This window comes from Pseudomonas sp. NPDC087697, assembly GCF_044743155.1.
Classification (GTDB): Bacteria; Pseudomonadota; Gammaproteobacteria; order Pseudomonadales; family Pseudomonadaceae; genus Aquipseudomonas.
In genome coordinates this window covers 37,956-49,800 of record NZ_JBIUVW010000005.1, presented here as the reverse complement: position 1 = coordinate 49,800, position 11,845 = coordinate 37,956, and the positions used below count along the sequence as shown (strand labels likewise).

Annotated in this window: 13 protein-coding genes; 11 read left to right on the top strand and 2 right to left on the bottom strand. The window is 57.6% G+C overall.

The window, feature by feature from the left end; genetic code table 11:
- The first annotated feature begins 234 nt into the window (after positions 1–234).
- The 7 genes from ACIPIN_RS05640 (at position 235) to ACIPIN_RS05610 (ending at position 8,332) form a co-directional block, all read left to right on the top strand.
- Complete coding sequence (locus tag ACIPIN_RS05640; protein ID WP_401116433.1) at positions 235–1,161, top strand: sugar ABC transporter substrate-binding protein; 927 nt, start codon at positions 235–237, stop codon at positions 1,159–1,161.
- 70 nt (positions 1,162–1,231) lie between these two features.
- Positions 1,232–2,797 carry a sugar ABC transporter ATP-binding protein gene (locus tag ACIPIN_RS05635; RefSeq protein ID WP_401116430.1) on the top strand — a complete coding sequence of 522 codons (1,566 nt, stop codon included), beginning with the start codon at positions 1,232–1,234 and terminating at the stop codon, positions 2,795–2,797.
- A 69-nt stretch (positions 2,798–2,866) separates the two neighbouring features.
- A complete protein-coding gene (locus ACIPIN_RS05630; protein ID WP_401116427.1) occupies positions 2,867–3,889 on the top strand; it encodes an ABC transporter permease in 1,023 nt (340 codons plus the stop codon).
- Between the two features lie 199 nt (positions 3,890–4,088).
- Positions 4,089–5,438 (top strand): carbohydrate porin, encoded by a 1,350-nt coding sequence (locus ACIPIN_RS05625; protein ID WP_401116424.1) that lies wholly within the window; start codon positions 4,089–4,091, stop codon positions 5,436–5,438.
- A 325-nt stretch (positions 5,439–5,763) separates the two neighbouring features.
- Positions 5,764–6,168, top strand: a complete 405-nt coding sequence (locus ACIPIN_RS05620) for a TraR/DksA family transcriptional regulator (protein WP_401116421.1) — start codon at positions 5,764–5,766, stop codon at positions 6,166–6,168.
- 214 nt (positions 6,169–6,382) lie between these two features.
- Positions 6,383–7,993: a methyl-accepting chemotaxis protein gene (locus ACIPIN_RS05615; protein ID WP_401116418.1), complete on the top strand. Its 1,611-nt coding sequence runs from the start codon at positions 6,383–6,385 to the stop codon at positions 7,991–7,993.
- Positions 7,994–8,128: 135 nt separating this feature from the next.
- Entirely contained in the window at positions 8,129–8,332 is a 204-nt protein-coding gene (locus ACIPIN_RS05610) for a hypothetical protein (RefSeq protein WP_401116415.1), read from the top strand.
- Between the two features lie 42 nt (positions 8,333–8,374).
- On the opposite strand, the gene ACIPIN_RS05605 is transcribed toward ACIPIN_RS05610, so the two are convergent.
- Positions 8,375–8,605, bottom strand: a complete 231-nt coding sequence (locus tag ACIPIN_RS05605) for a hypothetical protein (RefSeq protein WP_401116413.1) — start codon at positions 8,603–8,605, stop codon at positions 8,375–8,377.
- A gap of 159 nt (positions 8,606–8,764) precedes the next feature.
- Entirely contained in the window at positions 8,765–8,956 is a 192-nt protein-coding gene (locus ACIPIN_RS05600) for a hypothetical protein (protein ID WP_401116410.1), read from the bottom strand.
- A gap of 431 nt (positions 8,957–9,387) precedes the next feature.
- On the opposite strand from ACIPIN_RS05600, the gene ACIPIN_RS05595 reads away from it, so the two are divergent.
- From ACIPIN_RS05595 to ACIPIN_RS05580, 4 genes are all read left to right on the top strand, one after another.
- A complete protein-coding gene (locus ACIPIN_RS05595) occupies positions 9,388–9,837 on the top strand; it encodes a hypothetical protein (RefSeq protein WP_401116742.1) in 450 nt (149 codons plus the stop codon).
- Positions 9,838–10,041, top strand: a complete 204-nt coding sequence (locus tag ACIPIN_RS05590) for a hypothetical protein (RefSeq protein ID WP_401116407.1) — start codon at positions 9,838–9,840, stop codon at positions 10,039–10,041. It begins immediately after the preceding gene.
- A gap of 119 nt (positions 10,042–10,160) precedes the next feature.
- A complete protein-coding gene (locus tag ACIPIN_RS05585; RefSeq protein WP_401116404.1) occupies positions 10,161–11,174 on the top strand; it encodes an ABC transporter substrate-binding protein in 1,014 nt (337 codons plus the stop codon).
- Positions 11,175–11,310: 136 nt separating this feature from the next.
- Positions 11,311–11,748, top strand: a complete 438-nt coding sequence (locus ACIPIN_RS05580; protein ID WP_401116401.1) for a DUF3995 domain-containing protein — start codon at positions 11,311–11,313, stop codon at positions 11,746–11,748.
- Positions 11,749–11,845 lie beyond the last annotated feature (97 nt).

Here is an 11,845-nt window from a genome sequence, read left to right as displayed (position 1 = left end):
AACAAGAAACAACGATAGGTACCGTCGATGAAAACCTTCAGCTCTGCTCTGCGAGTCTCACCGTCCGCGCTGCTTCGCGCCAGTTTCCTTTCCTTTTCCCGATTCCTCTGTGTCGAACACAGGGGTGCCCTGGTGTGCTGCATTCCCGGCGCGCCGATCGTTCGCTTGCCCACTCACTGAATTCGTCCTGCGCCTTATCCATAAAACCAACAAGAATGTGGAGAAAGACTTTTCATGAAGACCAAGATCCGTTTCACCTCACTTGCCCTGTCCCTGATGCTTGCCAGCGGCGCAGCGTTCGCTGATATGAAGATTGGCGTGAGCATGTCGCAATTCGATGACACCTGGCTGACTTACCTGCGCGAATCCATGGACAAGCAAGCCAAGTCCATGCCCGATGGCGTCAAACTGCAGTTTGAAGACGCTCGCAGCGACGTGGTCAAGCAGCTGAGCCAGGTCGAAAGCTTCATCAGCCAGAAAGTCGACGCCATCGTGGTTAATCCGGTGGATACCGCCGCGACCAAAAAAATCACCGAGGCGGCGGTCAAGGCCGGGATTCCGCTGGTCTACGTCAACCGCCGCCCGGATGATCTGAACCTGCCCAAAGGCGTGATTACCGTGGCCTCCAATGACCTGGAGGCCGGCCAGATGCAGATGCAGTACCTCGCTGAAAAAATGAAAGGCAAGGGTGACATCGTGATTCTGCTGGGCGACCTCGCCAATAACTCCACCACCAACCGCACCAAAGGCGTCAAAGAGGTGTTGGCCAAATACCCGGGCATCAAGATCGACCAGGAGCAGACCGGTACCTGGTCACGCGACAAAGGCATGACCCTGGTCAACGACTGGCTGACCCAGGGCCGCAAATTCGACGCCATCGTGTCCAATAACGATGAGATGGCCATCGGTGCCGCGATGGCCTTGAAACAGGCCGGGGTGGAAAAGGGTAGTGTATTGATCGCCGGTGTCGACGGCACCCCTGACGGCCTGCGCGCCGTGAAGAAAGGCGATCTGGCGGTCTCGGTGTTCCAGGACGCCAAGGGTCAGGCGGTCGGTTCCATCGACGCGGCCGTGAAGATGGCCAAGAACGAGGCGGTCGAGCAGGCGGTGTGGGTGCCGTATCGCTTGATTACCCCGGAAAACGTTGACCAGTTCAAATAATCAGTCCGTTCGATAACAACAATAAGCACGCAAGGTGGCACTGCCAACCTTGCTGATGGAGTACCTGATCATGTTCGCTTCAGCGACTGCTTCGAGCACCCCGTTGGTGGGTATCCAGCCAAACGTCGTACCTGTCGATGAGCCGTACCTGCTGGAGATCATCAACGTCAGCAAGGGTTTTCCCGGTGTGGTGGCCTTGTCCGATGTCCAGCTGCGGGTGCGTCCGGGTTCGGTGCTGGCCTTGATGGGCGAGAACGGTGCCGGCAAATCCACCCTGATGAAAATCATTGCCGGCATCTATCAGCCGGACGCCGGTGAGCTGCGTCTGCGCGGTAAACCGGTAACGTTTGATACACCGCTGGCAGCCTTGCAGGCCGGGATCGCGATGATCCATCAGGAACTTAACCTGATGCCGCACATGAGCATCGCCGAGAACATCTGGATCGGCCGCGAGCAGCTCAACGGCTTCCACATGATCGACCACCGGGAAATGCACCGCTGCACCGCACAATTGCTCGAGCGGCTGCGGATCAACCTTGACCCGGAAGAACACGTCGGCAACCTGAGCATCGCTGAACGGCAGATGGTCGAGATCGCTAAAGCCGTGTCCTACGACTCGGACATCCTGATCATGGACGAACCGACGTCGGCGATCACCGACAAGGAAGTCGCCCACCTGTTCTCGATCATTGCCGACCTCAAGGCGCAGGGTAAGGGCATCATCTACATCACCCACAAAATGAATGAGGTGTTCAGCATCGCCGACGAAGTCGCGGTATTCCGTGACGGTGCCTACATCGGCCTGCAACGGGCCGACAGCATGGACGGTGACAGCCTGATCTCGATGATGGTCGGTCGTGAATTGAGCCAGTTGTTCCCGGTGCGCGAGAAGCCGATAGGCGATCTGTTGATGTCGGTACGTGACCTGCGCCTGGACGGCGTCTTTCAGGGTGTTTCCTTCGACCTGCACGCCGGCGAGATCCTTGGCATCGCCGGGCTGATGGGCTCAGGCCGGACCAATGTCGCCGAAGCGATTTTCGGTGTCACCCCAAGCGATGGCGGTGAAATCCGTCTCGACGGCCAACCGGTGCGCATCAGCGACCCGCACATGGCCATCGAGAAGGGCTTTGCGTTACTCACCGAGGATCGCAAGCTCAGCGGCCTGTTCCCGTGCCTGTCGGTGCTGGAAAACATGGAAATGGCGGTGCTGCCGCATTACGTCGGCAACGGCTTCATCCAGCAGAAAGCCTTGCGCGCCTTGTGCGAAGACATGTGCAAGAAGCTGCGGGTGAAAACCCCGTCGCTGGAGCAGTGCATCGACACCTTGTCCGGCGGCAACCAGCAAAAAGCCTTGCTCGCCCGTTGGCTGATGACCAATCCGCGAATCCTGATTCTCGACGAGCCGACCCGTGGCATTGATGTCGGCGCCAAAGCCGAGATTTACCGACTGATTTCCTGCCTCGCCAGCGAAGGCATGGCGGTGATCATGATTTCTTCGGAGCTGCCGGAAGTGCTCGGCATGAGCGACCGGGTAATGGTTATGCACGAGGGCGACCTGATGGGTACGCTCGACCGCAGCGAGGCGACTCAGGAGCGGGTCATGCAACTGGCCTCCGGAATGACCGCGGTTCACTAGTTTTTCAACGAATTGAGGCTGGCCGCGGTTTTGTCCGAGTCCGGCAACGCGATAGAAGGGTGAGTGGTTATGAACGCGATACTGGAAAACAAGCCTGCAACGGCACCGGTCAAGAGTCGCCGGCGCTTGCCGACCGAGCTGAGCATCTTCCTGGTGCTGATCGGCATCGGTCTGGTCTTTGAAGTGTTCGGCTGGATTGTGCGTGACCAGAGCTTTTTGATGAACTCCCAGCGGCTGGTCTTGATGATCCTGCAAGTGTCGATCATCGGCCTGCTGGCGATTGGCGTGACCCAGGTAATCATCACTACCGGCATCGACCTGTCGTCGGGCTCGGTGCTGGCCTTGTCGGCGATGATCGCCGCGAGTCTTGCGCAGACCTCGGATTTCGCTCGGGCGGTGTTTCCGTCGCTGACTGACTTGCCAGTGTGGATTCCGGTGATTGCCGGGCTCGGGGTCGGGCTGCTGGCGGGGGCAATCAACGGCAGCATCATTGCCATCACCGGGATTCCGCCGTTCATTGCCACCTTGGGCATGATGGTCTCGGCCCGTGGTCTGGCGCGTTTTTACACCGAAGGGCAGCCGGTGAGCATGCTTTCGGATTCCTACACGGCCATCGGTCACGGCGCGATGCCGGTGATCATTTTTCTAGTGGTGGCGGTGATCTTCCACATCGCGCTGCGCTACACCAAGTACGGTAAGTACACCTACGCCATCGGCGGCAACATGCAGGCGGCGCGCACCTCCGGGATCAACGTCAAACGCCATCTGGTGATCGTCTACAGCATCGCCGGGTTGTTGGCGGGACTGGCGGGCGTGGTGGCGTCGGCCCGTGCTGCAACGGGGCAGGCCGGGATGGGCATGTCCTATGAACTGGACGCGATTGCCGCAGCGGTGATCGGCGGTACCAGCCTGGCGGGCGGCGTGGGGCGCATTACCGGCACGGTGATTGGTGCACTGATCCTCGGGGTGATGGCCAGCGGCTTCACCTTTGTCGGCGTCGATGCCTACATCCAGGACATCATCAAAGGCCTGATCATCGTGGTCGCGGTGGTCATCGACCAATACCGCAACAAGCGCAAACTCAAGCGCTGAACTGCCCCCCATGGGAGCAATGCTTGTGTGGGAGCGAGCTTGCTCGCGATAGCATCACCGCGGTGTTCCAGGAAAACCGCAGCGCTTGCATCGCGAGCAAGCTCGCTCCCACAGGTCCGGCGTCCAAAGGTTGTACTTCGCAATACCCACATCTCGCACTGAAAAAACCTTAACAACAATAATGAAGGTGAGCTTTGCCATGGGCGTAAGAAAATCAACGTTGTACCTTTCCCCGTGCCTGCTGCTGGCGGCCATGGGCGGCGCGGGACAGAGTCTGGCAGCGGATGCCTTCTCGGCCGATTCGAAATGGCTGACCGGTGATTGGGGAGGCTTGCGCACCGAGTGGCTGGAAAAGGGTTACGACATTCAACTGGAGCACGGCGGTGAATTTGCCAGCAACCTGAAGGGCGGCTACAACGACGACAAGACCGCACGCTGGACCGAGCAGTTCGTGTTCGGCCTCAAGGTCGATCTGCAAAAGGCCATGGGCATCGAGCACGCAACCTTCAAAATGGCGATCACCGAGCGCGATGGTCGCAGCCTGACCAACGACCGGATTACCGATCCGCGAGTCGGTGGCTACACCTCGTCCCAGGAGGTCTACGGCCGTGGCCAGACCTGGCGCCTGACCCAATTATGGTTGAGCAAGGGTTTTCTTGACGACGGTGCGCTGGACATCAAGGTCGGTCGTTTTGGCCCCGGTGAAGACTTCAACAGCTTCCCGTGCGACTTCCAGAGTTTGACCTTCTGTGGCTCCCAGGTCGGTAACTGGGCCGGCAGCATTTGGTTCAACTGGCCCGTCAGCCAGTTGGCCGGGCGGGTCAAATACAGCCTCAATCCTGAAGTGTTCGTGCAGGTCGGCGCCTACAACCAGAATCCATCGAACCTGGAAGTCGGCAACGGTTTCAAGCTCGATGGCAGCGGTACCAAGGGCACGATTTTTCCGGTAGAACTGGTCTGGTCGCCGAAAGTCCAGGGGCTGCCGGGCGAATACCGGGTCGGCTATTACTACAGCACAGCGAGCGCCAACGACGTGCTGAAGGACGTCAACGGCCAGCCGCAACCGCTAACCGGCGACGGGTTCAAGTCTCACACCAGCAAGTCCGGCTACTGGCTGGTGGCTCAACAACAGATTACCAGCCATAACGGCGATGCCAGCCGAGGTCTGTCGCTGTTCGCCAACCTGACGCTGCACGATAAGGACACCAACCAGGTCGACAACTTCATTCAAGCGGGGATGGTTTACACCGGACTGTTCGATTCACGGCCCAAGGATGCGATCGGCTTTGGTGTTGCGCGGGTTCACACCAACAGCGACTACCGTGAGCGCGCGCAATTGCAGAATCAGGTCAATGGTGCGACCGACTACAACGACCCGGCAAGTATCCCGCTGCAGCACAGCGAATACAGTTCCGAGGTGTATTACGGCTTTCATGTCACCAACTGGCTGACGGTACGACCGAACCTGCAATACGTGCGTTACCCCGGTGGTGTGCGTGAAGTCGATTCGGCGGTGATCGGCGGGATAAAGGTCGAAACCGTGTTCTAAAGGTACTTTTTGCGGTGAATTACGCCACGCACGCAAGCGTGGCGTAGCCGTTTGTCTTCTATATACAGCCGCTCGATTGAATTTCTTGCTATAAACGCACTCCGATAACCGCCTCAAAGCTTGCCATAGAGCAATTTAAGGGCTTTGTCGGACAAATTCCCTGTCTTTTCAGTTGCTGAGGCCGCAAGTCGGCCTTAGACTGCCGCCCCTCGTAAATTGAGTGCCGGGTGGCGCTTGGAATGTATGGCGCCTTTCCGAGGCCTTGCAGGTCGACCGGAAAGCTCCCTGATTCGCCTTAATGCACGTATTTTTTATAGAGAAATCAATGACAAAGGAAAAGTTGCTGGCCATGCCGGCGGACGACTACATGAATGCCGAGCAACAGGCTTTTTTCACCGAGCTGTTGCAAGCCATGAAAGTGGAAACCCACGAGCGCATCGAACAGAACCGCATCGCCATTGAAAGCCTGGATACCCCGGCTGACCCGGCTGACGCGGCTTCGGTCGAAGAAGAGCGCACCTGGCTGGTCAACGCCATTGATCGTGATCAGCGCATGCTGCCTCAGCTGGAAAGAGCGCTGGAACGTATCGGCGACGACACGTTCGGCTGGTGCGACGACAGCGGCGAGGCGATCGGCCTGAAACGCCTGCTGATCAGCCCGACCACCAAGTACTGCATCGAAGCTCAAGAACGTCACGAGCAAATCGACAAGCACCAGCGTCAGGCCTGATTCAGTAGCGCCCATTCGCGGGCAAGCCCGCTCCCATAGGTCACACTTCACCTGTGGGAGCGGGCTTGCCCGCGAAGCTTTTTGCCGTCTGGAATATATCCCCGCACTTCTATTGATCTGCTGCAACCCCCACGACTAATGGACCATAGATAATGGCCTTCTAGTGGCGTTTAATGCAGGGACAACAAATAGAAGATGCAGTGGGGTAACGAACATGGCAAGTGACGGATCTCTGGCAGGCGCAGCAGCGCAATCGCTGGTTTCACCCAAAGCCGATGGGCGCTGGTTGACGCCTGCACTGCAAAGCGTCGCCCTGATGCTGTTGCTGTGCGCCTTGGCACTCGGTGGCTGGTCGCTTTACCTCTGCTTGCCCTTGGCGGTGCTGATTATATGGCTGCCCCGTCTGCGCTCGCGGACAGCCGTCGACGCTCCCGTCGCCGACACTTCCAGTGCGATCACCGAACTGACCCGCGATCTTTCCTATTCCACCAGCCATAACGCGTTGTCTGCCGCGGGCGTGGCCTATTCGGTCAAGCAATTGGCCGGCAAGTTGCAATCGCAACTTGATGCCGCCGCACAGATCGTCAGCAGCGCCGAAGTCATGATCGAGACTGAGAAGGTAACTTCGCATCTCAGTCAGCAAGCCTTGAGCGCCGCCAGCGAAGCCCACCAGAGCAGTGTCCTGGGAAGCACCGTGCTGGCCGAATCCATTACGCGGATGCATCAGCTCAGCGTGCGCGCCAACAACAGCCGTGAGCTGATCGAGGCCTTGAGTGTACGCAGTGAAGACATCCAGCGAGTCACGCTGGTGATTCAGACGATCGCCAGTCAGACCAATCTGCTGGCGTTGAATGCGGCAATTGAGGCGGCGCGGGCAGGGGAGCATGGCCGTGGATTTGCGGTGGTCGCCGATGAAGTGCGCGGTCTGGCCGGGCGCACTGCAGCGGCTACGGGAGAGGTCGGGTTGATGGTGGCCGATATCCAGCAGCGTACAGCGCAGGTGGTCGAGCAGATCCGTCAGTTGTCCAGCGATCTGAACAATGGTGTCGAGCAAGTCGAACACACCGGACAACAATTGCAAAATATCGCTCGACTGGCCGCCGGGGTTGAAACCCAGGTCGCTGAAATCGCCAGTGGCTCAAGCAATAATCACCAACAGCTGGATAGCCTGTTTCATGCTGTCGAACAGATGCGCAGCGATCTGGCGATCAGCGATCAGCAAACCCGGCACCTGGCGCAAGCAGCGGTGCAAATGGAAGGTCAGGCCGAGACTATCAGCGAACGCCTCGCCGAAGTCGGACTGGACGACTACCACCAACGGATCTATGACCTGGCACGCGAAGGTGCGAGTCAGATCGCTGAACGATTCGCGCAGGATATCGACCAGGGGCGCGTCAGTCTGGAAGACCTGTTCGACCGCAACTATCAGGCAATTCCCAACACGGTGCCCAGCAAGTTCCAGACCCGTTTTGATCGTTATGCCGATCAGGTGCTGCCGGGGATTCAGGAGCCATTACTCAAGCGTCATGAAGGTCTGGTGTTTGCAATCGCCTGTACCCAGCAAGGCTACGTACCGACGCACAATGCAATCTTCAGCCAGCCACTGACCGGCGATGTACACGTCGACACGTTGCAGAACCGCACCAAACGCAAATTCAGCGACCGTACCGGTATTCGCTGTGGCAGCCATCAACAGGCCGTACTACTTCAGACCTATACTCGTGATACGGGCGAATTGATGCATGACCTGTCGGTTCCGATCATGCTCAAAGGACGGCATTGGGGTGGATTGAGGTTGGGCTACAAACCTGAAAATCCACGTTAAGGCTGTTCCCGGAGACAAGTGATTGTTACCGGTTATGCAAGGAAATTGTGCAAGCAAGCAGCTATTTCCAAGGGGCGGGGCTCATTAACATTCCTACATTATTAGGAAGCTAATGAAAATTTCCGAGGTGCTCTCATGCAAAGTAAAGTCGATGTGGCGGTGATGATTGGCAGTGGCGTACCTGCCGGATTGCGGGCAATGGGGCAAAGCGTGTGCTGGGTCGTCTTGTTCAATGGCGAGCAACGCGGCACTGCATTTTCCAGCCGCAATGAAGCCGAGGAGTGCAAGGCTGCCTGGCTGGCGCAACTGAACGCCGAAAAGCCTGACAGCCTGCATTAAATCGTTTTCGCTAATGAATTTGCTGAAGTCGCGATCTGTCGATCAGGCTTTCAGCGCGCCCCCATCAACGGCTAGCTTCAGCGCTTTGGCAGATTCCATGGCAGCGGTTGCGGCGACGTCCGGGGTTTTGAACCAACGGTCTTTCTCGACCTGGTGGTAAGTCACTGTGGTCAGCGGCGGCTTGGCACGCATCACAATGACCGCCTGGAATTCGCCGTCGACTTCTCTGGCTTCGCCCCAAATAAAAAACTCGCCGATATCAAATTCGGTCACGTGCGCCTTCCCTTGGAAATTGTTCTGTTGTTTTCAACGCAGCCCGCCGAGGGGGCTGAGTTTCAATGGTCGGGCAGTATGGCAGTTGTTGCTTGCCGGCGGCGCAGTTAAGTCATCGGTGTGACGAAACGACTGCGCTGGCAAACGCACTGGGGTGCGTCAGAGGCTGGCTTCGAAGTTTCTGGCGAGGGCGCAGGCTTCGTTGTGGTCACCACGGAAACCTCTTACGCGGCCAGTTGCAGTTTCCTTGATATGGAAAAAACGGTTACCCGCCAGGACCACCTGATAACGCAGATGAGGGCTATAGGTAAGGGTAATTGTGTCCTGGGCAGGGAGGGTCAGCGTGCTCATATGAATTCCTTTTCTATGGTTTGCCGACGGATACACGTCGCTTTAGGTAGTCTAGGAGCGCATGGCTGCTCTAGAATCGCCTCCACTGGTTGGAGGTTCATGCTCATCTAAAGCAATTTTTTTCTGGCGATATGTCAGAAAAGTGCTTTTTTTAAAGAGTTTTCTCCCTAAAGTTGATAGTCCAGTATTCTCTGGCCGTTAGAAGGGCGTTTTCCCTCAACCTCTGACGACCGCCCGAGAAGACGGCAAGAGTCGCGTTCCAGTAGTCTTCTCCTGCCTTGCGATGAAGGAGCTTTCTGCTCACTTCACGATTCCAGCTTGGGCCATTGTTGCGACATTTTCGGTATGGCCGTTTTTTGCTGCCTGTTTTTTCTGCAGGTAGCGTCATTTTCAGATGTGGGGATGTTTCCTTGGCAGTAAGTAATCTCGATATGCATGCTTTGTTCGTGCTGGGTGACCTGCGCGCAAAGCTGGTCAAACAGTTTCAATCACGTTTCGTTTACATCACCGAGCAGACTCCTGAAGGTATTTACATCGCCGAGATCGACACCGAGTCGGCATTGGTGGTGGACGACAAGCCTCGCCTGGAGCTCAAAGTCGGCGATCATTTTCGCGCAGCAGTATTGCCGAGCCGCGAAGGTGGCAAATTCGAAATCAAGTTTCGCGAGATCAAACTGACGGTCTACGGCCTCGGCGACTACGCGTTCGTGACCACGGCAGAAGGCCAGGCGATTTTGTTCAAGGAAGGCCATAACGTGGTGACGGTATTTGCCGCTCACGAACAGCTACAGGAAGGTCTGACCAAAACCTTGAAAGCGGTGACCGGTAAAGCTGCCAAGTGGCGCAAAGGCGAGCTCACGACGTTCAAGGCCAGTGAGTAAATGAGCCTGTCCCGGGCCGAGTTCCATGAGCAGAACCTCGACAGTGCTCGCGTACACGCCCAGCGTCTGTTCGCTCAGAAGGCTGTTCTGCAGGGCGCCTGGCTGAGCTGGGTGGCATCGCAGATCTACACCTTGCGTCCGGCGGAGTACGCCAGCATGGTGCGAAGGGAGTTGCAGCACTTGCAGGACTCTTCTGAAAGTTGATCGTTGGACCTCGAACGCAGAAACCTCTACTACAGTCAGTTGACTGAGTATTCGCAGGTGCACGGCCTTTGTGCGCAAAGCCGTCCTGCCATTGCTGTGAACAGCGCGAGGTGCAAAGCATGAAAGGTTTTCGACTGTTGCTGGGAAGTCTGCTGGCCACTGTTGGTCTGCTGGCGTCGCCCGTGGTCGTGACGGCCGCCCCGGCCCCGATCCACTTCGCCGACCTGAACTGGGAAAGCGGCAGCCTGATCACCGACATTTTGCGGATCATTGTCGAGAAGGGCTACGGCCTGCCGACCGATACCTTGCCGGGCACTACCATCACCCTGGAAACCGCGTTGGCCAACAATGACATTCAGGTCATTGGCGAAGAGTGGGCCGGTCGCAGCCCGGTCTGGGTCAAGGCCGAGGCTGAAGGCAAGGTGGCGAGTATTGGCGATACGGTCAAAGGAGCAACCGAAGGCTGGTGGGTGCCGGAGTACGTGATCAAGGGCGATCCGGCCAAAGGCATCAAGCCCCTGGCGCCGGACTTGCGCAGCGTGTCGGACCTGCCGCGTTACAAGGATGTCTTCAGCGATCCGGAAAGCCCGGGCAAAGGCCGTTTTCTCAACAGCCCCATCGGCTGGACCTCGGAAGTGGTCAACAAGCAGAAGCTCAAGGCTTATGGCCTGACTGACAGTTACGTGAATTTTCGCAGCGGTTCCGGCGCGGCGCTGGATGCAGAAATCACCTCATCCATTCGCCGTGGCAAGCCGGTGCTGTTTTATTACTGGTCGCCAACCCCCTTGCTTGGGCGCTTCAAGCTGATTCAGCTGGAGGAACCACCGTTCGATGCCGAGGCCTGGAAGACCCTGACCGATGCCGATAATCCCAATCCAAAACCGACACGCTCGTTGGCCTCGAAACTGTCGATTGGTGTGTCCGCGCCTTTTCAGAAGCAGTATCCGCAGGTGACTGAGTTTTTCAGCAAGGTTGACCTGCCTATCGGGCCTTTGAACAAGGCCCTGGCCGAAATCAGCGAGAACCACACAGCGCCGCGCCAGGCTGCCGAGGCCTTCATGAAGGCGCATCCGGAGGTCTGGCGGGCGTGGCTGCCCAAAGACGTGGCGGACAAGGTGTCTGCCAGTCTGTAGAACATTCCGTCGATCAATGAGCGGTCGTTTCGGCGAATTCCAAGGGGTGGCGCTTCAACCCCGCTACGGAAATACGCGCTAACGAAAAGTCTGGTCTAGGCTGTTGTTTCTGCCATCGATTCCAGGAACCCCGCTCATGACGTTTGTGCTTGCTCAATGGATTGTCGCCGCGTTTGTGCTGATCAGCCTGATTCATCTGTACTGGGCGCTCGGAGGCCGATGGGCCTTCGACGCGGTGCTGCCACAGGTACAAGACGGCGCGGGCGAAGAACTGCGGCCAGCGTTCAAACCTTCAGCGCTGGCAACCCTGGCGGTGGCTGTCGGGTTGTTGCTGATAGCCTTGATGGTGAGCCTGCGGGTCGGCCTGATTGTGCCGGCAGTCGGGCACTGGTCGCTGCAATGGCTGATCAGTGCGATTGCCATGTTGATGTTTGCCCGTGCGATCGGGGATTCGAACCTTGTCGGCTTTTTCAAGGAAAAGGCAGAGTCGAAGTTTGCGCGCCTCGACACCTGGGCTTATTCACCGCTGTGCGTGGTGTTGGGGGCGGGGTTGTTGGCTGTGGCGTGGGGGTGAGTTCTTTTTACAATATCGAAATCTTCAGGATCGCAGCCTGCGGCAGCTCCTACGCTATCGCATGCTCTTGTAGGAGCTGCCGCAGGCTGCGATCTTT